The organism is Bradyrhizobium sp. USDA 3256, assembly GCF_054058275.1.
On record NZ_JBSSAE010000002.1, the window covers coordinates 7272241 to 7293015 of the forward strand.

The following is a 20775-nucleotide window of genomic DNA, read 5'->3' on the forward strand; positions in this document are numbered from 1 at the left end:
CGTCTCATTGCGACACGGCGGAGAGCCGCACCATCCGCGATGCCTCGCATGCTTGTCAATCGTCGCCGCGACCACGCGCCAATCAGGACGTCGGCAAGGCCGTCTAGCGCTGCCGCTGCGCGAGATAGAATCCGGCCAACACGGCGGCCAATCCGGCCGCCTGCAGCGTGGTTGGTGGCTCGCCGATCAGCAGCCATCCCAACAGCAGGGTCAGCACCGGCACGGTCGCAGGAAATACGGCTGCGCGGGCAACGCCCAGGCGCTGGATCGACACCGCGAACAGATACATCGCCGCGGGCCCGGCCAGAATGCCCTGGGCGATGGCCTGCAGCGTGTTTTCATGCGGGCCGATGGCCGCATCGCGAGCGAGCCCACCCGAGGCGGCATACAGTGGAAACAGCGAGAGCGACAGCACGCTGATGACGCTGGCCACGGAGAACGCCGAGACACGCCAATAGCGCACCAGCGTGGCGAAGCCTGCGAACATCAATCCGGTCGCAACGAAGATCAAATCGCCCATCACGGCGCTCGGCCCCATATGGCCGATCGACTCGCTGCCGATCACGGCGAGGCCGACGACGATGACGATAGCGCCGGCTGCCCGCGAGAGCGAGACCGATTCCTTCAGCAAGACGACCGCGAGAAACAAGCCACCCAGCGTCGCGCAGGACGGCTGGATCACGCTGCCATGCCCCAGCGGCACGAACATGAAGCCGACATAGCTGATCAGCGACATCACCGGCCCGCCCAGCAGCATCAGCGCCATGCCGCGGCCCCAGCCGATGCCGCAGAGATCGCGGAGGCCGGCGCGCACAACGAGCGGCAGGAAGACGATGCCCGACCACAGGAAGCGATGCATCAGCAGGTCGACGGGCGTGAACCCGACCTTCAGGCCGTGTCGGGTCGCCACGAAGCCGAGCGCCCAGCACAGCGCCGCACCGAGGCCGCATGCGACCCCGAGCAGGATGGCTTTCGTATCCGGAAGAGCAGCAGCCTTGGCGATGGCCGGACGTTCGTTCATCGCGAACGACTACGTTAGCTACCGAGGCGGATCAACCCACTGGTATGCACGGCTGGTTGGCGCAAGCCCTTCAAAAGCCGCTTGGGCCAAGCTGTGACTTCATTCCGCGCCGCCGCCATGCCCGCTTTGCCTAAAAGGCGACCTTGCGGGCCGTTTCACCCTAAGCGAAGCTGACCTTCACAGACAAGAAGTGGGGACTTACTTCCGCGGCTCGACCACCGTCTTTGTCGATCCGTCCGGCGCTGCCTGCATTCCCGGCGGGCTTTGACCTTGCGGGCTTTCCGGCGGCGCACCACCTGATTTTGTTTCAAGCGGCCCGGTCCAACCTTGTGGCTGTGGTTGACCTTTTTCTTCCGGTGCCGAGCGCCCGGTTGCCGTGTTCACGTCCTTGTTGGGATCGGCCTGGGCTATCGCAAATCCACACGACAACGCCCAGCCAATCGCCGTCATCAGAATGATCCGCATTCCGACCTCCCTTGGCTAATCGTAGCAAACAGGCGGGGCCGGCTTCAGTTCCGTTTGCCATAGGAGAACGACCAAAACTGGCGGCAAACGATGCCCGCTATGGGTCAAAAGGCAACATCATGCCTTGCCGCCGCGACGTCCGCTTCGGGCCAGCAGCGGACGTTCGGATGTGGAGCATCAATCTCAAGCCGCAGGCGAGCCGCTGCGTTGAGGAAACAGCCGAGGTGCGCCCTCAGGAAGTAACCCATAAGCCTGAAGCACACCGTAGACGAGCGCTGCTAGAATGATGAAACCGACAATGCGATTGAGTTTGAACACCAAACCTCGAAGTTCTTCGTTGCCAAGCGCCATATTGCCTGAGATGCATCACTCGCAGCAAGAGCACCGAGGCCACGAAGATCAACGCGGCCCATCATGCCGCGATGATCGAATGTTTGTGCAACCGGGACACTAACGTAAACAAAGGCTCTTCGGAAGATCAGGCGGCGCTGTAGCCGCCGTCGACCACGTGCGATGCGCCCGTCATGAACGACGCCTTGTCCGAGCACATCCAGACCACGGCTTCGGCGATTTCCTCGGGCACGCCCAGGCGACGGACAGGCACCTTGGCGATGATCTCGTCGTAACGCTCGTCCATCGTCTCCTTGGTCATCGGTGTCTTGATGTATCCGGGATTGACGCAGTTCACGCGGATGCCGTCCTGGGCATATTCGATCGCGGCGGACTTGGTCAGTCCGACGACACCGTGCTTGGTCGCGACATAGTGGCCCGACGTCGCGAGGCCGACCAGGCCTGCGATCGAGGCGGTGTTGACGATGGCGCCGCCACCGCCTTGCTTGAGCATTTGCGCGACCTCGTATTTCAGGCACAGGAACACGCCCATCAGATTCACCGAGAACATCTTGGCCACCGAGGCTTGCGTGAGTTCATGAATGCGCTGGCCGGGCGGGCCGACAGAGCGCCCGGCAACGCTGGCATTGTTGAACGCACAATCGATGCGCCCGAACGCCGAAACCGTGCGGGCCACCATGTTCGCGACCTCGGCCTCGTCGGTGACGTCGCCCTGGATCGCGATCGACTGGCCGCCGGCGGCATTGATCAGCGCGACGGTCTCCTCGATGCCGTCCTTCGAGAGGTCCGACACCGCCACGCGCGCGCCTTCACGCGCCATCGCGATCGCCGTCGCCCGGCCGATGCCGGAGCCGCCGCCCGTCACCAATGCAGCCTTGCCGTCCAGAATACCTGCCATGAGAAACTCCTCGAGCGCGATGAGAGTGCGATGAAATTCGACTGAAGCATTAATGCGCATGAGCTCTTTGTTTGAGCATGTTCTTGTCGGAAAAACCGCTTCGCACTTTTCCGGATCATGCTCTAGCGCTTGCCTTCGATTGCGATCTCGACGAGGTACGGCCGCTGCGCTGCGACAGCCTTTACGACTGCACCGGCAATGTCGTCGGCCTTCTCGACCCTGACCGCCTCGACGCCCATGCCGGCCGCGAGATGCACGAAGTCGAGCGCGGGGCCGGTGATATCCATGTACTGATAGGGATGCTGGGTGCCGGCTTCGAAGTTCTGCCGCCAGACATCCACATTGTGCTTGAGGATGCGGTACTCGCGGTTCGCCAGCACCACGAACACGATCGCAAGCTTGTGGTGCGCGGCGGTCCACAGCGCCTGGATCGCGTACATCGCCGAGCCGTCGCCGGAGATGGCAACCACCGGACGATCCGGCATCGCGACCTTGACGCCGATCGCCCCGGCGAGGCCCTGGCCGATGCCGCCGCCGCGACCGCCTAAATAGTCGCCGAAGCCGCGATAGTCGAAGGCGCGCGCGAGATCGAGGCTCGCGGTGATGCTTTCATCGACGATGACGACATCATCGGGCAGGCCGCGACGAAGCTCCGCGGTGACACGCGGCATCGCGGTCGGCTGCCGGTCCCAGCTTTTCTCGACGCGCGCGCGATAGGCCTCCTTCTCCTTCGCCTGCAATTCGGCCAGCGCGGCATTGCGGTTCTGCGCGGCCTGCCTGAAGTCCGCGCGGGCCTTCGCATGCACCGCTTCCGACAATGCACTGACGCTGACGGCGATGTCGCCGACGATGCCGGCATCGAGCCGGTTGTTGAGCGCGAGGCGCTCGGCCGAAGCTTCGATCTGCAGCACGGAGGCGCCGTCGGGAATGTGGCCATCGGGCGCAAACCAGATGTCCTCAAAGAACGGACCGCCGATCAGCAGCACGAGATCGGTATCGCCGAGCGCCTTGCGCACCTGCCGGGCGTCGCCCGGAAGCGACTGACGATAGTTCGGATGGCTGGTCGGGAACGGCGCGTGATGGCGGAGCCCCTCGAACCACACGGTGGCGCCGATCACTTCCGCGAGCGCCACCAGCGCCTGCTCGCCGCCCGATCGTGCCACGTCGTCGCCGGCGATGATGGCCGGCTTCTTCGACTTCAGAAGCAGCGCGACAAGCGCTTCGATGCCGGCCGGATCGGGGCGCGTCGAGCGCCACAAATTGTCCGGCGCCAGAGCATCGACCGCGGTCTCCTGTTCCATGACGTCGATCGGCAGCGACACGAACACCGGCCCCTGCGGCGCATCGGTCGCCACCTTGAACGCGCGGCGCATGATCGGCGCGATCTCATCGGCGCGCTCGATCTGCACGCTCCACTTGGTCACCGGCGCCGCCATCGCGACGAGGTCATGGCCGAGCAGCGGATTCTTCAGCCGCATTCGAGTATCCTGCTGGCCGGCCGTCACGACCACGGGCGAACCCGCCTTCAGCGCGCCGTATAGCGAGCCGATGCCGTTGCCGAGGCCGGGAGCGACGTGCAGGTTCGCGACGGTGACACGCCCCGACGCCTGCGCGTAGAAGCTGGCGGCGCTGACCGCGACACCTTCATGCAGCGCCATGATGTATTCGAGTTGCGGAAATGCCGGCAGGCTATCGAGCAGCGGCGTTTCGGTCGTGCCGGGATTGCCGAAGATATGACGCACGCCGTGCGACACGAACGATTCCATCAGCACACGACGCCCGCGCATTCGCTCCCTCTCGATTGTTCTGATCCGTTTTGCGCATCATCGGCCGGGGAGCGCCCCGTGGCAACCGTGCGAGACGGCCAGCATCCGCGCGGCCGGCTGCGTCTTCCGCATGGCTTCAAGGCGCGGCCGCGCGCCGCATCACGGCGTCGAACCACTGGGGCAAGCGCTGTCGTGGATCGCGATAGCCGCGGGACGCGCCGACCTTGATCCTAGTTGCCGTGGAGCGCATCGCGAACGAATTGCACGATATCAGGTCGAGGAGTGTGCTCTCCCGCAAACCAGCCCCGCGACCAGCCTGCTCTTCCCAAAAGCGGCGGAATAGACGGAACCCGGAAATACGGCGCCTCCCAGAACGAGATCAGTTCGCTGCCTTGTTCTGAAACGAGCCGGAGTTCGAGCGTGCTGCTCGCGAAAACCGTTCTGTCGATTTCGCGGTGGGACGGCGCATCCCGGTCGGCAAGCAAGCGCAGATGCGGTTCCGCAATTTGCGGTGCGTTCAGCCGAAGAGTGTCGCGCCGCTCGATTTTCGCGAGCCTCATGCATGGGTTGGGTTCGTTCGGATTTCGGTTGCGGATGGCACGCTCATCCTTGCCGGCGTCGACGCATGCCGCACTGTTCACGCGCTCGACGCTGTACCAGTCGTCACCGATCACGCCATACGCCTTCTCGAACAGGCCGAGCGCAACCGTCGTTTTCGGGACATACCCGTCGATCCCCCACACGGTGAGGAAAACCCGGGGTCGGTTTTCGCGCGTGATGCTTATGCGCGGCCAGGATGCCACCTCAGCATGACGCGCCGGCGGCGCCATCACTCTCGCCTCGACATAGGCGTAAAGATAGCTCGCGAGCGGAAGCGTGGCGACCGCGGCCAGCACCAGCGCTCGCCCGCGCCGGCCGTTGCGCGCCGCGACGCTCGCGGCCCAGGCGAAGCCGATGATAAAGCCATAAAGCGGAAGCTGGCTCAGAACAACGATCGTGTAGATGAGGCCCACCGGCTTGGCACCCTGTCTGCGGATGCCCGACCCTAGCCGGAAGTGCTTGCCGATCCGGTAATCGATTGCGTCGAGTTTCCCGGCGGCCAATCGTTAATGGAGGATTGATTGCAGCTTCCGCAAGGTGCCGGAGCGACACCGGAGCCTTGCCTATCGCGCGGCCGAACCAGCCAAAGAAAAGGGCCACCGTTTAGGTGACCCTTTTGCTTATTTCTTGAGGTTGGCGGCAAACAGCTTTGCGGCTTCGGCCTTGGATTCCTGATCGGCCTTGGCGTCGTATCTGAGCGGCAGGTTGAACTTCTTGCCGAGCTCGGTGGCTTCGGGGTTCGTGAACGCGTGCACCGCGCCGGGATACTCGACGATACGGTAATCGGCCTTCGCCGCGTCGAAATCCTTCTTCAGCGCATCGTACTGCTCGCGCTTCACGAACGGATCGTCGGCGCCGTTCAGGATCAGGATCTTCGCCTTGACGGTGCCCGGCGCCGGTGCGGGGGTGTTGAGACCGAGCGATGCGTGGAAGCCCGCGACGGCGGCGAGATCGGCGCCGGTGCGCGCCATGTTCAGCACCACCGCACCGCCGAAACAGTAACCGACGGCGCCGATCCGCTGCGGATTGACCGTGGCCTGCTTGGCGAGTTGCTCGCGTGCGGCATTGAAGCGCTGCTCCATCGCCTTCGGGTTCTTCATCACCGACCCCGAGAGCGCGCCGGCATCCTTCGGGTTGTCGGCAGTCTTGGCGTCGCCGTACATATCCGCGATGAAGGCCACGTAGCCCTGCTCCGCGAACTTCCGCGCCTCGCTATGGATATGCGGGGTGATGCCCCACCATTCATGCACCATGACGATGCCGGGTCGCTTGGCCTGGGTCGCGTCGTCATAGACGACGAAGCCCTTCATCGTGGTCTCGCCGTCGGTATAGGTGACCGGCTCTTCCTTGACCGCTGCGTGTGCGCTCGCGACCATCGCGATGGCGCAGAGTGCTCCCACTATATTCGTTATGATCGTTCGCATGCTGACCTCCTGCGGGTTTGGCACGATGCGACCTTGGCATACCAGCGAATCGCGCGCTAGGCTTGGAAAGCGGAGCCGCTTTGCTTCGCAGGCTGCGCATCATCTCTCGGGCGCCCGGCCCGAGGCTACGCCGACATTTCTGTCGGTTGCTGATGTGTGAACGATGTTGCGTCAAGGTCACCGCGTCTCGGTCGCCGCTCCTGCGCTTGTCGCGCTATCGATGAACGCAACCGGCGTACCCTTCGCGACACCGGCCGCAACGCGTTGCGCGTCCCAGTTGGTGAGCCGGACGCAGCCGTGGGACTCCGCCTTGGAGACCTTGCCGGGATCGGGGGTGCCGTGAATGCCATAGCCTTCTCCCGAGAGGTTGATCCAGACCACACCGACCGGGTTGTTCGGACCGGGCCTGATCGTGAACGGCGTCTTCGATCTGACGCCCTTGAACGCGTATTTCGGATTGTAGCGATAGGTCGGGTTCTTGTTGATCGCCGTCACCTTGAGCGTTCCGCTCGGCGTCGGCTTATCCGCGCTGCCGACCGTCGCAGGATAGAAGCCGAGCAGCTTGCCTGCTGCATCGAACGTGCTGAGCGCCTGCCGCATCTTGTCGACCTCCACGCGCGCGATCGGCGGCGGTTTTCCGGCGTCGACGACGTTCGCAACCGCAATGGTCTCGCCGGCCTTGTCGAACTTCTGCCCCGGATTGAGCGCCTGAAGCAGCGCCTCGCTCATGTGGAATTTTTCCGCGAGCGCTTCACGCGGACTGGTGTAGCCCAGCGCCGGCAGGCTCTTCATGCTCTCCATCCTCGCGGGGATTCTCTTCGCGAACGGGCCCTTCACGTCGGCATCGACGATCGCGTAGCTGACGATCGCGGGCCCGTCGCTGGCGGCTGTGAGCCCGCTCCAGAGCTCCGGCGTCACCGCCTTGTCGAAGGACAATCCATTCGCGTCGGCAAACGCCCTGAGCGCCTTCTGCGCGTTGTCGCCCAGCTTGCCGTCGATCTCGCCGGGAGAAAAATGCGCGCGGTCGAGCAGGATTTCGAGCCTGGCAATGAAGGCGTTGAGCTGACGACGGTCCGGCAACTTTGCTGGCGGCGCCGCCACGTCGTTGATCGTGGCCGCATCAAGACCCGCGGCCACCGCCGGCGCGGCCGACACAAGCAAAAGTGCAATGGCAAAGCGCGCAACGGAAGACGGTCGGAACATCGTGCATCCCAACGTGGCTACCTTCCGTAAAGCTACGGAAAGCGTCGAAGTTCCAATGCGAATAGCAGCGAAGTTCCGCGGCGGAACAGCTGATTTCGCGGCTTCGCCGCAATCGACCCGCTAAAAAGTCGTGATCCGAAGTGCATTTGCGCGCAACTCACATCACAATTCAGGTCTCTGGAAGCAAATGCGATTTGTCATCGCGGCGCTTGCCGCGTTTCTTGTCTTGATGCTCGACTTTGATCGTTCGCCCGGCTCGATCAATGCCTCAACCCAAGCCCCGACATTCTCGCGCGACGCGACATCAGACGCCGTTCCGTTTGCCGCACGCTTTATCGAAAGCGCCGATGCCAGCGAGGCACCCGCTGCGACGGACGCGGACAAGACGCCCGCGCCTGCGGCGCAGCCGAGCGATGCCGCGGCCGAGCCGCAGCTGTCCGCGATCGACAAATTCTGCCACAGCCTGAAGGACGCGGCGCAGGCGAGCGAAATCCCCGTGGCGTTCTTTGCGCGCCTGATCTGGCAGGAGAGCCGCTTTCGCTCGAACGAGATCAGCCATGCCGGTGCGCAGGGCGTCGCGCAGTTCATGCCGGAGACGGCGGCCGAAGTCGGGCTCGACGATCCCTTCGATCCGCTGCAGGCGTTGCCCGCATCCGCAAGACTGCTGCGCAAGCTGCGCGACGATTTCGGCAATCTCGGCCTGGCGGCGGCCGCCTACAATGCCGGCAGCGGCCGCGTCCAGAAATGGCTCGCCAGGCAGAGCGAGCTGCCGCGCGAGACCCGCGACTATGTCCGGATCATCACCGGCACCAAGGCGGAGGACTGGATCGAGCATGCCGACACGCTCGCCATCCGCATCGACTTGCCAAGCGAAGCGCCGTGCGAAGGCATAGGCGGCCTCTCGAAGGCGAAGGATGTCGCCTTCGTTGCGGCGTCGCCGGCGTCCGCGGTGACGACGATCATCCGCAAGGCCGAGGCCGCGCGAGAGGCGGCAAGGTCGATCGCCGGCCGCGCGCGCAAGCGGCTCGCGCTGCTGCTCAGAAAGAGCTCGCCGGGCGCGGCCCGGCTCGGCAAGGCGCGCCGGACCGTCGTCGCCGCCAGGGCAAAGCCGGCGAAGGGCCGGGCCGTTCACGTCGCCTCGCGCGCGCGTTCGTCGGGCTGAGGCCGCGTCACGACGCGTGCACCGCCGCAAGTGCGGGCCGGCCACATTTCCGCTCAGGAAACTGAGCGCACTGGTGTATGTTGCCGGTCGTTTTCAGATCGGATTGCTTGCAATTCATTTCCCAGTGGGCGTTGTCATGACGTTGATCGATGGTTTGGGTTACCTGGCTTCTGCACTTGTGTTGCTGACGTTCTGCATGAGCACGATGTTGAGCCTGCGCGCTGTCGCGATATTCAGCAATTTGGCATTCATCAGCTATGGATTGGGCGACCGGATCTACCCGGTGCTCATCCTGCATATCATTCTGCTGCCTCTGAACGTGGTGTTGCTGTTCCAGATGGTTCGGCTGCTTCGGAAAGCGAAGCGTGCCGCAGCGACGGACCTTTCTCCGAATTGGCTGCAACCGTTCATGCAGCCGAAGCATCTCAAGGCGGGAGAAACGATCTTCCGGAAGGGCGACGACGCCGACCTGCTGTACATGGTCGTATCGGGCGAGGTCAGGTTTCCCGAGATCGATCGCGGGGTATCTGCGGGTGAACTGTTCGGCGAGATCGGGCTGTTTTCGCTCGAGCGCCGCCGCACGCAAACCGCTCAAGCTGCGACCGATGTGGAGCTGCTCTGGATCAGCGACGGCGCGCTGAGGAAGCTGTGCGAGCGCAACCCGGGACTGTCGCTGTATTTCCTGCGCCTGACGGCGACGAGGATGACGGAAAACGCAGCGCGCGCGATCGGGGTCGGCGCGGTGGCGCCCAATCCGGCGTAGAGCGCGCCGCCTCGTTTGCCGGCGTTACGGCGCGGACGACGCCGCAAGGCTCGGCAGCGGCGCAAACTGCATCTCTGCGACGGCCGAGCCGGCATATGCACTGGCGATCAGGATCATGACTCGAATGGCGACGAACATGGTGCCTCCTCAGTCTTGTTGTTGGTCTTTCAATGCCAGAGACTTCTTTCCCGCCGGTGAGGAAAGCTGGTTGCCGCAACCTTGAAGGCATTGGTAAGCGGGCCGTTTACGCGGCCCGCGTTCATGAGTTGGGAACCGTATCGGCCGATCGACCTCGGCGCTAAACGCGCGGTTCACCGTCACCGGGCATTGTTCGCCTCAATCAAGAAGGCGCAAGCACAATGCCGATTTTCAGGACGATCCTTGTTGTCGTATCGATTTTTCTTGCCGGTTTGTACGTCTACGACAGCTGCCACAGCGATGGGCTCGCCATGCCGGTTTCGGTAAACGAAATCCTCGCACGGCGCTGGCCGGAACCGGACGCGTTTCATCCGACGGCGGCCCCGGTATCCGCGGCCGCCGGCACCGTGACGCCGGCCGCGCGCGTTAGGGAAACGTTTGCGATGTTCATCCCCAAGGATGCGCGACGCCATCCGATGCAGCGCAGCCTTTAGCGGCCTCGAGTCAGCCCAGCGATGCGCCGGCCTTGGCGCGGCTTATTCCGAGCGTCACGATGCGCTGCAGGAGATCCGGATAGTCCAGCCCGTCATGCCCGGCGGCCGTCGCGAACTCCTGGCTCTTGGCGATTTCGGGGTTGGGATTGGCCTCGATGAAATACGGAACGCCATTGGTCGACAGGCGGAAGTCGATGCGCGCATAGCCATCGAGCCCCAGCGTCCGGTAGATGCGCTTCGCCAGCCGTTGAATATGGGCGGATAGCTCCGGCGTGAGATCCTCGGCCGGGCCGTCGACGATCCCGACGCGCTCCTGATAGCTGGTATCGTGCTTGACCTTTTCGGTGGCGATCTGGCGCGCGACGGGGCCGCCCATGCTGCCGAATTTCAGTTCCCACACCGGCAGCACCCGCAGCCGGTTGTTGCCGAGCACGCCGACATAGAGCTCGCGTCCCTCGATGAACTGCTCGGCGATCGCGGCCGTTCCGATCCGCTCATGGATGAAGGCGACGCGCTCGGCGAGCTTCTCGTCGGTATCGACGATCGACGCCTGCGAGATACCGAGCGATCCGTCGCTGCTCAGGCTCTTGACGATCAGCGGCAGCTCGAGACGCGGCGGCCGCTTGACCTTGCGGCGCATCGGAAACACCGCGAAGGCCGGCACCGGGATCCGGCGATGGTGCACCAGCGTCTTGGACAGATCCTTGCCGCGCGCCAGGATCAGGCCGCGCGGATTGCACCCGGTATAGGCGATCTTCATCAGCTCGAGATAGCTCGCGATGTGCTGGTCGTACACGACGTCGTAGTGAAACTCCTCCAGCAGCGTGAACACGACGTGCGGCTTGAAGCCCTCGATCTCGTCGCGCACCGGCTTGATTTCCTCCTGCACGCCGAGCGGACGAACCTCATGGCCGGCCGCGCGCAGGGTGCTCACGACGTCGTATTCCGTCTTCCACTCGTTGATCTCCCGCGCGCTGTATCCATCGCTGGAGTCGGGCGGCACACAGTCCGGGTGCATCAGCACCAGAATGCGAAGCTGTTTCATAGCGCGATCCATTTCCGGCGCGACGGGCCGAACAGCGCGTGCATGGTCTTGGCGGTCAGCAGAATGGTGAAGTTTGTCACGAGCTTCTGCTCGGGGCCGACGGCACGCAGATTGAGCTCGCGGCAGCGCGAGATCATGTCGTCGAGCACGGCATCGAGCGTCAACTGGTTCTCGCCCGTCCACCGCGCCACCAGCTGCCTGATCTGGGCGCGGTGCCGCCTGATGAAGGCCGCGGCCGGCGGACGCCGATAATGCCGCGGATCGGCGGAGAACAGCTTGGAAAGATCGCGGTCGTAGGTCTTCGGCGGCGTGAAAGCGTAGAATGCCTGCTTCTTCCTGTAGTGCTCGGCGAGCGTTTGCTTGAGCGTATGCAGCGGATCGACCCGTTCGCGCGTCGCGAGCTGCGGCCGCTTGCCGGCGATCTCGCCCATCAGCTCGTCGACATATTCTAGCTTCTTCAGCGCGGGCCAGCCGGCATAGCGCGTCCGCCAGTTCGAGCGCGGCCGCAGCCACACCGCGAAGGTCTCGGCGAAGTCCTCGTCCGGATGGCTCTGCGCGTACCAGAGCCGAAGGTGCTGGACATAATTGCGGCTGGCCGGATTGGGCCGGTAGTAGCGCGGGTAGTGCTGCGACGACGGACCGAACAGCTGCTGCCAGCGCCGGCGGCGCTGCAGCTGGTAGCCGTGCTGCACGGCGTGCCCCGCCTCGTGGCGGAGAATGGCCATGCACTCGGACCACGAGGCGCCCTCGACGTCGAGCATCATCTTCTTCTCGAGCTTCATCAGGCGGGGATGGGCGAGGTAGAACGGGATCGCGATGCCGGGCACATCGGCCGGGCTGAACCATTCGCTCGAGATCCATGTGTGCGGCCGCAACCGGATGCCGCGCTCCTCGAGCTCCTCATAGAGCGTATTCACACAATCGGCGAGCCAGGTACCCTCGACGGCAACCCTCAGACGGTTGAGCGGTTGCGCGAGCAACTGCTCGTCCGTCAGCTTCTCCCAAGCAAATTTGCGGCGCGGCATAGGCTTCCAAAGTCCAAAACAAATCGGACTCTGGATGGTGTCATAGGTTGCCGCCGGCAACAACCGCCGGGCCTTCGCGGCGGGTCCCCGGCCAATGCCGGCGTCGGGCCGGCCCGAGCGCCGGCCATGCACGGTGGACGGCGCGCCGAGCCCGATTCGCCGGCTCAAGGCGCCGCTCATCTTGCATCCTAAGGTTTGACCCAGCGTTGCACGGCCGCGGCGGTATCGGCCGGCCTGGTGTTGAAGCAGATGGCGGCATCGGGGGCGAGCCGGTGCACCAGATTGAGGATCGTCTCGAATAGCAGCAGCCGCTCCGGCGGCTCGCGCAGCCCGGCACCGATCACCACGCAGTCGTAGCGGCGCGCGTTGAGGGCGGCCGCCGTCACGGCTTCCGCGGTATCGCCGAGGTCGATCAGGCAGCTGTCGACGTCGTAGCCGAGCGTCCGCAGGCCGTCGATCTGCGCGCCGAGATAGCTGCGCACCAGTTCCGGCGTGAACTGCGGCATGACGGACAGATCGACGAAGGTCGGGTCGAGGCCGATCGCCAGCACGGATGGCTTCGTCATGGTGGCAGTTCCCGTTCCGCTCCATCGCGTCCGAACATGCCAGAGGTTTGAGTCGAAATCGCGGAGCCGTCAGCGGCAGCCATGATCCTGCGCGGCACGCGCGGCGATCGCGGCGCGCCGCTTGAGGAACTCACGCTCGCGCGAATTGCCGGCCAATGCGGCGGCGGCCTCGAACGCGGCATGCGCCTCCGCGAAACGGCTCAGCTTATGCAGCAGATCGCCGCGCACGCTCGGCAGCAGATGATAGGATTTCAGCGCCGGCTCATCCGCGAGACCGTCGACGATCGCGAGCGCGGCGAGCGGCCCCTCGGCCATGCCGATCGCAACCGCGCGGTTGAGCTCGATCACGGGAGAATCCAAGAGCGCGGCGAGGTCGCCGTACAGCGCGGCGATGCGGTGCCAGTCGGTCGCATCAGGCGTGCCGGCCTCGGCGTGGCAGGCGGCGATCGCGGCCTGCAGCACATAGAAGCCGCCGGCGCCGCCGAGCTCGCGGGCCCGCGCCAGCGCGAGCTGCCCGCGGCGGATCTGCAGGCGATCCCACCGCGCGCGGTTCTGGTCCATCAGCAGGATCGGCTCGCCGGACGCATCGGTACGCGCCGCCATCCGCGAGGCGTTGAACTCCATCAGCGCCAGCAGCCCGTGCGCCTCCGGCTCCGATGGCGCGATCGAGGTCAGCACGCGGCCCATGCGCAGCGCCTCGTTGCAGAGCTGCGGCCGCAGCCATTCGTCGCCGCTTGCCGCGGTATAGCCCTCGTTGAAGATGAGGTAGACGACCTCGAGCACGGAAGCGAGCCGCTCGGACAGTTCCTCGCCGCGCGGCGTCTCGTAGGCAAGGCCTGACTCCGACAATGTGCGCTTGGCGCGCACGATGCGCTGGGCGATGGTCGCCTCCGCCTGCAGGAAGGCGCGCGCGATCTCCTCGGTGGTGAGGCCGCAGATCATCCTGAGCGCCAGCGCGGCGCGCGCCTCCCGCGACAGGCGCGGATGGCAGGCGGTGAAGATCAGCCGCAGCAATTCGTCGCCGATATCGTCGTCGAGCGCGGAATCGAAGTCGGGCATGGTCTCCTGCTCCCGCGTCAGGTCGTGCGCAATCACGCCGTGCTTCTCGGCCAGCATGCGGTTGCGGCGCAGATGATCGAGCGCGCGGCGCTTGGCCGTCGCCATCAGCCAGGCACCGGGCTTTTCCGGCACGCCAGCGGCCGGCCAATGCTCGAGCGCGGCGACCAGCGCTTCCTGGGTCAGGTCTTCGGCGAGCGGCACATCACGCAGCATCCGCGACAGGCTGGTGATCAGCCGCGGCTGCTCAATGCGCCACACACCGAGGATGGTGCGCTTGACGTCGTCGACCGTCATGGCGGCCACCGGCATCCGGCTGAGGAGGCCATCAGCACTCCATGAAGGGGCGAACCTCGCATGACAATTCCCAGTCCGGTATGTGGTCGAGATGAAGCTGCATGAACTCGACGCCGCGCGCCACCGCCTCCTCCTTGTCCTTCAGCTCGAAGATGGCGTAGCCGCCGACTACCTCCTTGGCTTCCATGAAGGGACCGTCGGTGACGGTGAGCTTGCGATCCTTGATCCGCACCTCCGCGCCCGCCGTGCGCGGCAGCAGCGCGCCGGTATCGAGCATCCGGCCGGCCGCGATCTCGCGTTCGGCCAGCTTCCGGATCGCCTCCCTCAACGCGGGATTCGGCAGCATCGGCTTCTCGGCCACCAGGACATACATGAAGCGCATCGCTTGTCCTCCGCTTACGCACCGCACTGGCCGGCGAAACCTGCAAAGGCGCGAACCTCGCAGGTGCCTTCCCAGCCCGGCATGTGAACCTTGTGCAGCTGCATGAACTCGACCGCGAGCGCGATCGCTTCCTCCTTGCTGTGGACGTCCGAGATCGCGTAGCCGCCGATCACTTCCTTGGCCTCGACGAAGGGACCGTCGACCACGCTGAGCTCGCCGCCGACCAGGCGGACCTGCGCGCCGGTGGCGAGCGGCATCAGGCCGGCATTGTCGATCATGCGGCCGGCCTTGATCTCGCGGTCGGCGAGCTTGTGCATGGCCTCCAGCAGCTCCGGGGTCGGCTGCTGCGGCGGCTGGGACGAGGTAACGATCGACATAAAGCGCATGAATTGCTCCTGTTTCAGGCAAGCCGCGGGACGGTCGCGGTGAAAAATCGGCTCGCTATGGAGGACGACGATCCGGGGCGGCCCGGATCGACAGGGGCAAGGGAATTATTTTGGAGCTGTGAGGGTGCAGATCGAAAGCCGAGACGGCTCCACCCCGATCGTCGTCCCTGCGAAAGCAGGGACCCATGACCACAGGGGTGAGTTGCCGAAACGAGCTGTGGCCAAAGCGTTGCAACCAACCTGCATCGTGGCTATGGGTCCCTGCTTTCGCAGGGACGACAGCGGTTTTGTGGTCCGGCCAACGGACCCGCCACGTCGCTCCGGATATGTGTGAGCAGCGACCTACTGCTCCCGCAGCATGATCAGCGGGTCGGCGCTGTCGGGGACGCGGCGCCACTGGGCGTTGTCGTCGGCCTCGAACTGCCAGGTCTGGCCCTTGGCCGACATCAGGATCATCTGGCCGTGATCGAGCCGCCACATGGTCGGGTTGAAGGCCGCGACCGCGGGATCGCATTTGCCTTTCAGGAACACCTGGAAATTGTCGTTGCCGGCGTCGGTGTTGGTCAGCACCAGCGTGCAGATCGCCTGGCCGTTTGCCGCGGACCATCGACCAGTCGCCGATCATCTGGTCCATCGATTTGGCGAGCGAGCGCGCCGCGGCAAGGTTTTGCAGGATGTAGACGCCCTCATTGGTGCGCATCCCTTCGAAGATGCCGGTCTCGACTTCGGTGAAATCGATCACGGTCTCGCCGGCGGCATTGTGCAGCCGCACGATGTCGCCGAGGCCCTTGATGCTCCAGCCGGTGATGTCCTTGGTGAAGGGCAGCGCGGCCGCGCAGGCGGGCTCGAGCTCGAGCTTGAAGCCTTGCGGTGCCGTATCGCCCTTCAGCGTCACGACGCAGGTCTTGCTGCGCTCGGTGGTGGCGAGCTCCCACTGCCCGATCATGTCCTTCTTCAACGTCGTGACGTCCTGCGCCCCTGCCGGGCCGCACGCGGCCAGCAGCAGACACAGCACGGCATTGAAGCGGGACAACGACATCAGCGATCCTTGACGGGCGTTTCGGCAACCGGCGTCAGCGGCGGCTTGCCGGCGAACCAGTTCTTGATGTTGTCGACCACGAGCTGGTCCATCGCGTTGCGCGTGACCACCGAGGCCGAACCGATATGCGGCAGCAGAACGACGTTCTGCATCGCCTTCAATTCGTCGGGCACGTTCGGCTCGGCCGCGAACACGTCGAGACCGGCAGCCAGGATGGTGCCGGACTTCAGCGCCGCGACCAGCGCCGGCTCGTCGACCACCGAGCCGCGCGCGACATTGATCAGCACACCGCGCGGGCCGAGCGCCTTCAAGACGTCGGCATTGATCATCTTGGCCGTCGACGCGCCGCCCGGCACGATGACGATCAAGGTGTCGACCGCCTTCGCCATCTCGATCAGATCGGGATAGTGCTTGTAGGAGACGTCCTTGGACGGATTGCGCGAGTGATAGGACACCGGCACCCGCGACGCATCCAGCCGGCGCCCGATCGCCTGGCCGATCCGGCCCATGCCGACGATGCCGATCTTGCGGTCGCGCAGCGAGCCGACGCTGAGCGGATAATTCTGGGTCTGCCACAGCCCGGAGCGCACATAGCGGTCGGCCTTGACGAATTCGCGCAACGTCGCGATCAACAGGCCCATCGCGACGTCGGCGACCTCCTCGGTCAGCACGTCGGGCGTATTGGTGACCACGATATTGTGATCGCGCGCATAGGCGGAATCGACGTGGTCGTAGCCGACGCCGAAGCTGCCGACGATCTCGAGCTTCGGAAACATCGCCAGCGCGGTCTTGTCGGTCGCCATCGTGTGGTAGGTGACAGCGATGCCGCGGATCTTGGCCATCGTATCGGGCGTCAGCCGCTCGAGGTCGCCGCGGCTCTCCGCGCGGTGCAGCACGTATTGATCGGGAAAGCCGCTTTCGAGGATTGGCCGGATCGGTCCATAGATCAACAGATCGATCTTTTCGGAAGAAATCGGGGCCATCAACTGTCCTTTCCTAACGCGCTTTCATGCCAACGTCGCAGCAACAGGTGCGAAACTAGCGCCAGCAACCCATAAATGACAATCCCGGCCAGCGATAGCAGCAGAAGTGCCGCGAACATGCGGGGAATATTCAGCCGGTAGCCTGATTCAGCGATCCGGAAGGCGAGGCCCGAGCCGGCGCCGGCGCTGCCCGCCGCGATCTCCGCCACCACGGCGCCGATCAGCGACAGCCCGCCGGCGATGCGCAGACCGCCGAGGATATAGGGCAGCGCCGCGGGCAGCTTCAGGAACAGCAGCGTCTGCAGCTGTGAGGCGCCATAAAGTTGAAACAATCCGGCGAGGTTGCGATCCACCGAATTGAGGCCGAGCGTCGTGTTCGACAGCACCGGAAAGAACGCCACGATCCAGGCGCAGACGATCACCGCGGTCTGCTGCTGCAGATAGATCAGGAGCAGCGGCGCGATCGCGATGACGGGCGTGACCTGCAGCACCACCGCATAGGGAAACAGCGAATACTCCAGCCATTTCGACTGATTGAACAATAGCGCCAGCACGATGCCGCCGATGGCCGCGGCAACGAAGCCTTCGAGCGTGGTCAGCAGCGTGACGCCGAGCGATTGCGACAGCACCGGCCAGTCCGCAACCAGTGTCTTCAGCACCAACAGCGGGCTCGGCAGCACATAGGGCTGGATGCCATAGCCGCGGACGATGGCTTCCCAGAGCACGAGGCCAGCGGCAAACACCGCGACCGGAAGCAGAAAACGGACGAGGTCTTGCGGAGACTTCATGCGCCCGCCTGCCCCGCATAGGACGGCGCCAGTGCATTGGAGACCTCGCGGCAGAACGCGGCATATTCAGCCGAGGTGCGGAACTCCTCACCGCGCGGTTCCGGCGAGCTGATGCGAAACTCCGCGCCGATCCGGCCCGGGCGGGCGGTCATCACGATCACGCGCTGCGACAGATAGACCGACTCGAACACCGAGTGCGTCACGAAGATGACGGTCTTGTGCAGGGTGCGCCACAGCGACAGCAGGTCGTTGTTGAGGCGAAACCGCGTGATCTCGTCGAGCGCCGCGAACGGCTCGTCCATCAGAAGGACATCCGGATCGGTAACCAGCGCGCGCGCCAGCGACACCCGCATCTTCATGCCGCCGGACAATTCGCGCGGATAGGCGTCGGCAAACTCCGCAAGCCCGACCTGATCCAGCGCCGCATCGATGCGGGCGTCGGCGTCGGTCGCAGGCAGCCGGGCGAGCTTCAGCGGCAGGCGGACATTGTCGCGCACGGTAGCCCACGGCATCAGGGTCGGCTCCTGAAATACGAAGCCGATGCGGTGGCTTCCGCGCTGCTCCGCGCCATGATGCGAGACCTCGACCGTGCCGGCGTTTGGCGTGGCGAGACCTGCAATGAGCCGCAGCGCAGTGGACTTGCCGCAACCGGAGGGCCCGAGCAGCGAGACGAACTCGCCTCGCCGCACATCGAGGTCGAGCGGCCCGAGCGCCCTCACGCCACTGTCATAGGTCTTGCTGACGCCGCGCAGGCGCACGGCCGACGCTGCATCAGATCCAGACAACGCAGGTCCCGCCATCGCCTGTCCGCACCCGTCAGTTCTTCGGCCTGAGCTCGGCGCCGACCGCCTTGTTGACGAAGCGCAGCGTGTAGCCCTGGCGATAGTCGATGGCGCTCTTGACCACGCCGGCCCGCACCATCTTGTCGAAGAAGCTCGCCATCCGCTCGTCGGTCATGGCGCCGATGCCGTTCTTGATGGAATCGCCGGAATCGACGATGCCGTGCTCGCGCATCTTGGCGACGCAATAGGCGAGCAGTTCGTCGTTCATGTCGGGATTGAGCTTCTTGATCATCGCATTGCCGGCCGAGTTGTCGCCGTAGACGTAGTGGTACCAGCCGACGATCGAGGCATCGACGAAGCGCTGCACGAGGTCAGGCTTCTTGTCGACCAGGTCGCGGCGGGTCTCGATCAGCGTCGAGTAGGAGTTGAAGCCGTAATCGGCGAGCAGCAGCACGTTCGGCTTGAAGCCGGCGGCTTTCTCGACCGCGAACGGCTCCGAGGTGACGTAGCCCTGCATCGCGGTCTGCTTGTTCACGATGAAGGGCTGCGGGTTGAAGGTATAGGGCTTCACCTTGTTCTCGTCGAAACCGTATTCGGACTTCAGCCACTGGAAGTAGCTGGTAATGCCCTCCTTCGAGATCAAAAGCGTCAGCGGCTTCAGATCCTCGATCTTCGTGGCCTTGACCTCGGGATGGGTCAGGAAAACCTGGGGGTCCTTCTGGAACATGGCGGCGACGGCGACCAGCGGCACATTGTTGGTGACGGCGTCGAAGGTCTGCAGCGAGTTCGCGCTCATGAAGAAGTCGAGCTTGCCCGCGATCAGCAGCATGCGGTTGTTCTCGTTGGGACCGCCCGGCACGATAGTGACGTCGAGGCCGTATTTCTTGTAGGTGCCGTCGGCGAGCGCCTGGAAGAACCCGCCATGCTCGCCCTCGGCGACCCAATTGGTGCCGAACGAGACCTTGTCCAAGGTCTTGTCCGAGCTCTGTGCCCGCGCCGGGGCAAGCGCCGCGGCAACGCAAAGCGTGGCGGTCAGAAGGCTTGTGGTTAACGCTCGCAGCAAAAAGGCCGGGATCATGGTTGGACTCCGTCGATCATTATGGCCCATGATGGAAGGCGGGAAGACGTGGACCGCGCCCGGAGACGCGAACCCGTTATGATGTTAAACAAACTAGCCTGCAAATCCATCCCGTGAAACGCGTGTATTGAAACGACCGGCTTGATGACTTCTCAGCTTCCGCCCCGCGACTGGACCGCCATCCACTGGCCCGATATCGCCAAGGATACGGCCGCGCGCTGGATCGCGGTGCTGCCGCTGGCCGCGACCGAGCAGCACGGGCCGCATCTGCCGCTCGGAACCGACGTCATGATCGGCGAGGCCTATCTTTCGCGGGTGCGAGAGTTGCTGCCGGCGACCGCCCCCGCCACGTTCCTGCCGTTGCAGCCGGTCGGCATCTCAACCGAGCACATCGATTTTCCGGGTACCTTGACCTTGCCGACCAACGTGGCGCTGAAGAGCTGGATGGCGCTCGGCGAGAGCGTGGCGCGCGCAGGCGTCAGGAAGCTCGTGATCGTGACCAGCCATGGCGGCAATTCCGCCGCGATGCAGCTGGTGGCGCAGGATCTGCGCGCGCACCATCAGATGCTGGTGGTGACCACGAGCTGGTCGCGCTTCGGCGCGCCGGACGGACTGTTCGACGCCGGCGAATTGCGCCACGGCATCCATGGCGGCGCGGTCGAGACCTCGATCATGCTGGCGAAATATCCGCACGCCGTGCGCAAGGACGCGATCGCGGACTTCAAGCCGGCAAGCGTGCAGATCGAGAAGGATCACCGCTTTCTGTCGACGCAGCGGCCGGCGCCATTCGCCTGGCAGGCGCAGGACCTCAATCCGAGTGGTGCGATCGGCGATGCGACCCAGGCCTCGGCCGAGAAGGGTGACAAGCTGATCGAGCACGGCGCGCACGCGTTCTGCGAGCTGCTCGCCGACGTCGACAGGTTCGATCCCGGCGTGTTTCGCGGCCACTGACCGAGAGCGTTTTCGAGCGAAGCGGGTACCGGTTCGCGTGAAGAAAACGCGTCGGGATCAGAACTGCTTCGTCCGGGCAGACGCGACGAAACAATTCGCGAAACCATATTTC

21 protein-coding genes and 1 pseudogene are annotated in these 20775 nt (G+C 64.6%); 4 read left to right on the forward strand and 18 right to left on the reverse strand.

Features of this window, described 5'->3' with window-relative positions; all coding sequences use genetic code 11:
• Positions 1-103: 103 nt before the first annotated feature.
• From ACVWY5_RS36345 to ACVWY5_RS36375, 7 genes are all read right to left on the reverse strand, one after another.
• On the reverse strand, positions 104-1021 hold the full coding sequence (locus ACVWY5_RS36345) for a DMT family transporter (RefSeq protein WP_028337581.1): 918 nt from the start codon (positions 1019-1021) through the stop codon (positions 104-106).
• Between the two features lie 198 nt (positions 1022-1219).
• Positions 1220-1486 (reverse strand): hypothetical protein, encoded by a 267-nt coding sequence (locus ACVWY5_RS36350; RefSeq protein WP_152977378.1) that lies wholly within the window; start codon positions 1484-1486, stop codon positions 1220-1222.
• 478 nt (positions 1487-1964) lie between these two features.
• On the reverse strand, positions 1965-2735 hold the full coding sequence (locus ACVWY5_RS36355) for a glucose 1-dehydrogenase (protein WP_028337582.1): 771 nt from the start codon (positions 2733-2735) through the stop codon (positions 1965-1967).
• A gap of 122 nt (positions 2736-2857) precedes the next feature.
• Entirely contained in the window at positions 2858-4522 is a 1665-nt protein-coding gene (locus tag ACVWY5_RS36360; protein WP_080667305.1) for a thiamine pyrophosphate-binding protein, read from the reverse strand.
• A gap of 209 nt (positions 4523-4731) precedes the next feature.
• Complete coding sequence (locus ACVWY5_RS36365; protein WP_028337584.1) at positions 4732-5604, reverse strand: hypothetical protein; 873 nt, start codon at positions 5602-5604, stop codon at positions 4732-4734.
• Positions 5605-5721: 117 nt separating this feature from the next.
• Positions 5722-6525 carry a dienelactone hydrolase family protein gene (locus ACVWY5_RS36370; protein ID WP_321176814.1) on the reverse strand — a complete coding sequence of 268 codons (804 nt, stop codon included), beginning with the start codon at positions 6523-6525 and terminating at the stop codon, positions 5722-5724.
• A 177-nt stretch (positions 6526-6702) separates the two neighbouring features.
• The gene (locus ACVWY5_RS36375) at positions 6703-7728 is read right to left on the reverse strand and encodes a L,D-transpeptidase family protein (RefSeq protein ID WP_038377986.1); all 1026 of its coding nucleotides are present in this window, start codon (positions 7726-7728) and stop codon (positions 6703-6705) included.
• Positions 7729-7915: 187 nt separating this feature from the next.
• On the opposite strand from ACVWY5_RS36375, the gene ACVWY5_RS36380 reads away from it, so the two are divergent.
• From ACVWY5_RS36380 to ACVWY5_RS36390, 3 genes are all read left to right on the forward strand, one after another.
• Complete coding sequence (locus ACVWY5_RS36380) at positions 7916-8890, forward strand: transglycosylase SLT domain-containing protein (protein ID WP_028337587.1); 975 nt, start codon at positions 7916-7918, stop codon at positions 8888-8890.
• Between the two features lie 136 nt (positions 8891-9026).
• Complete coding sequence (locus tag ACVWY5_RS36385; protein WP_028337588.1) at positions 9027-9653, forward strand: Crp/Fnr family transcriptional regulator; 627 nt, start codon at positions 9027-9029, stop codon at positions 9651-9653.
• Between the two features lie 359 nt (positions 9654-10012).
• Positions 10013-10285 carry a hypothetical protein gene (locus ACVWY5_RS36390; protein ID WP_028337589.1) on the forward strand — a complete coding sequence of 91 codons (273 nt, stop codon included), beginning with the start codon at positions 10013-10015 and terminating at the stop codon, positions 10283-10285.
• A 10-nt stretch (positions 10286-10295) separates the two neighbouring features.
• On the opposite strand, the gene ACVWY5_RS36395 is transcribed toward ACVWY5_RS36390, so the two are convergent.
• The 11 genes and pseudogenes from ACVWY5_RS36395 to ACVWY5_RS36445 all read right to left on the reverse strand — a co-directional run bounded on the left by ACVWY5_RS36395 (position 10296) and on the right by ACVWY5_RS36445 (position 19712).
• On the reverse strand, positions 10296-11330 hold the full coding sequence (locus ACVWY5_RS36395; RefSeq protein WP_028337590.1) for an ATP-grasp domain-containing protein: 1035 nt from the start codon (positions 11328-11330) through the stop codon (positions 10296-10298).
• Positions 11327-12535 (reverse strand): putative zinc-binding metallopeptidase, encoded by a 1209-nt coding sequence (locus ACVWY5_RS36400; RefSeq protein WP_321176815.1) that lies wholly within the window; start codon positions 12533-12535, stop codon positions 11327-11329. The genes ACVWY5_RS36395 and ACVWY5_RS36400 overlap by 4 nt, the downstream gene beginning before the upstream one ends.
• A gap of 8 nt (positions 12536-12543) precedes the next feature.
• Positions 12544-12921 carry a type 1 glutamine amidotransferase family protein gene (locus ACVWY5_RS36405; RefSeq protein ID WP_028337592.1) on the reverse strand — a complete coding sequence of 126 codons (378 nt, stop codon included), beginning with the start codon at positions 12919-12921 and terminating at the stop codon, positions 12544-12546.
• 69 nt (positions 12922-12990) lie between these two features.
• A complete protein-coding gene (locus ACVWY5_RS36410) occupies positions 12991-14274 on the reverse strand; it encodes an RNA polymerase sigma factor (protein ID WP_028337593.1) in 1284 nt (427 codons plus the stop codon).
• A 31-nt stretch (positions 14275-14305) separates the two neighbouring features.
• Positions 14306-14656 carry a YciI family protein gene (locus ACVWY5_RS36415; RefSeq protein WP_038377987.1) on the reverse strand — a complete coding sequence of 117 codons (351 nt, stop codon included), beginning with the start codon at positions 14654-14656 and terminating at the stop codon, positions 14306-14308.
• A gap of 14 nt (positions 14657-14670) precedes the next feature.
• The gene (locus tag ACVWY5_RS36420; RefSeq protein WP_028337595.1) at positions 14671-15042 is read right to left on the reverse strand and encodes a YciI family protein; all 372 of its coding nucleotides are present in this window, start codon (positions 15040-15042) and stop codon (positions 14671-14673) included.
• A gap of 342 nt (positions 15043-15384) precedes the next feature.
• A pseudogene (locus ACVWY5_RS36425) lies at positions 15385-15988 on the reverse strand (AprI/Inh family metalloprotease inhibitor).
• Positions 15989-16080: 92 nt separating this feature from the next.
• Positions 16081-17064 carry a 2-hydroxyacid dehydrogenase gene (locus tag ACVWY5_RS36430; protein WP_028337597.1) on the reverse strand — a complete coding sequence of 328 codons (984 nt, stop codon included), beginning with the start codon at positions 17062-17064 and terminating at the stop codon, positions 16081-16083.
• Complete coding sequence (locus ACVWY5_RS36435; RefSeq protein ID WP_028337598.1) at positions 17064-17852, reverse strand: ABC transporter permease; 789 nt, start codon at positions 17850-17852, stop codon at positions 17064-17066. Before ACVWY5_RS36435 ends, ACVWY5_RS36430 begins: the two co-directional genes overlap by 1 nt.
• Complete coding sequence (locus ACVWY5_RS36440; RefSeq protein ID WP_038377988.1) at positions 17849-18652, reverse strand: ABC transporter ATP-binding protein; 804 nt, start codon at positions 18650-18652, stop codon at positions 17849-17851. Before ACVWY5_RS36440 ends, ACVWY5_RS36435 begins: the two co-directional genes overlap by 4 nt.
• A 16-nt stretch (positions 18653-18668) precedes the next feature.
• Positions 18669-19712: an ABC transporter substrate-binding protein gene (locus ACVWY5_RS36445; RefSeq protein WP_028337600.1), complete on the reverse strand. Its 1044-nt coding sequence runs from the start codon at positions 19710-19712 to the stop codon at positions 18669-18671.
• 144 nt (positions 19713-19856) lie between these two features.
• Between ACVWY5_RS36445 and ACVWY5_RS36450 the strand changes: the two genes are divergently transcribed.
• On the forward strand, positions 19857-20663 hold the full coding sequence (locus ACVWY5_RS36450) for a creatininase family protein (RefSeq protein ID WP_028337601.1): 807 nt from the start codon (positions 19857-19859) through the stop codon (positions 20661-20663).
• The last annotated feature ends 112 nt before the right edge of the window (positions 20664-20775 follow it).

Excerpts from the sequence above, each read along its gene's own strand:
- ACVWY5_RS36405 (WP_028337592.1), bottom strand. The coding sequence starts at position 12,921 with ATGACGAAGCCATCCGTGCTGGCGATCGGCCTCGACCCGACCTTCGTC.
- ACVWY5_RS36440 (WP_038377988.1), bottom strand. The coding sequence starts at position 18,652 with ATGGCGGGACCTGCGTTGTCTGGATCTGATGCAGCGTCGGCCGTGCGC.
- ACVWY5_RS36355 (WP_028337582.1), bottom strand. The coding sequence starts at position 2,735 with ATGGCAGGTATTCTGGACGGCAAGGCTGCATTGGTGACGGGCGGCGGC.
- ACVWY5_RS36380 (WP_028337587.1), top strand. The coding sequence starts at position 7,916 with ATGCGATTTGTCATCGCGGCGCTTGCCGCGTTTCTTGTCTTGATGCTC.
- ACVWY5_RS36360 (WP_080667305.1), bottom strand. The coding sequence starts at position 4,522 with ATGCGCGGGCGTCGTGTGCTGATGGAATCGTTCGTGTCGCACGGCGTG.
- ACVWY5_RS36420 (WP_028337595.1), bottom strand. The coding sequence starts at position 15,042 with ATGCGCTTTATGTCGATCGTTACCTCGTCCCAGCCGCCGCAGCAGCCG.
- ACVWY5_RS36350 (WP_152977378.1), bottom strand. The coding sequence starts at position 1,486 with ATGCGGATCATTCTGATGACGGCGATTGGCTGGGCGTTGTCGTGTGGA.
- ACVWY5_RS36450 (WP_028337601.1), top strand. The coding sequence starts at position 19,857 with ATGACTTCTCAGCTTCCGCCCCGCGACTGGACCGCCATCCACTGGCCC.
- ACVWY5_RS36435 (WP_028337598.1), bottom strand. The coding sequence starts at position 17,852 with ATGAAGTCTCCGCAAGACCTCGTCCGTTTTCTGCTTCCGGTCGCGGTG.
- ACVWY5_RS36445 (WP_028337600.1), bottom strand. The coding sequence starts at position 19,712 with ATGATCCCGGCCTTTTTGCTGCGAGCGTTAACCACAAGCCTTCTGACC.
- ACVWY5_RS36390 (WP_028337589.1), top strand. The coding sequence starts at position 10,013 with ATGCCGATTTTCAGGACGATCCTTGTTGTCGTATCGATTTTTCTTGCC.
- ACVWY5_RS36430 (WP_028337597.1), bottom strand. The coding sequence starts at position 17,064 with ATGGCCCCGATTTCTTCCGAAAAGATCGATCTGTTGATCTATGGACCG.
- ACVWY5_RS36410 (WP_028337593.1), bottom strand. The coding sequence starts at position 14,274 with ATGACGGTCGACGACGTCAAGCGCACCATCCTCGGTGTGTGGCGCATT.
- ACVWY5_RS36375 (WP_038377986.1), bottom strand. The coding sequence starts at position 7,728 with ATGTTCCGACCGTCTTCCGTTGCGCGCTTTGCCATTGCACTTTTGCTT.
- ACVWY5_RS36385 (WP_028337588.1), top strand. The coding sequence starts at position 9,027 with ATGACGTTGATCGATGGTTTGGGTTACCTGGCTTCTGCACTTGTGTTG.
- ACVWY5_RS36395 (WP_028337590.1), bottom strand. The coding sequence starts at position 11,330 with ATGAAACAGCTTCGCATTCTGGTGCTGATGCACCCGGACTGTGTGCCG.
- ACVWY5_RS36370 (WP_321176814.1), bottom strand. The coding sequence starts at position 6,525 with ATGCGAACGATCATAACGAATATAGTGGGAGCACTCTGCGCCATCGCG.
- ACVWY5_RS36400 (WP_321176815.1), bottom strand. The coding sequence starts at position 12,535 with ATGAGCGGCGCCTTGAGCCGGCGAATCGGGCTCGGCGCGCCGTCCACC.
- ACVWY5_RS36415 (WP_038377987.1), bottom strand. The coding sequence starts at position 14,656 with ATGCGCTTCATGTATGTCCTGGTGGCCGAGAAGCCGATGCTGCCGAAT.
- ACVWY5_RS36345 (WP_028337581.1), bottom strand. The coding sequence starts at position 1,021 with ATGAACGAACGTCCGGCCATCGCCAAGGCTGCTGCTCTTCCGGATACG.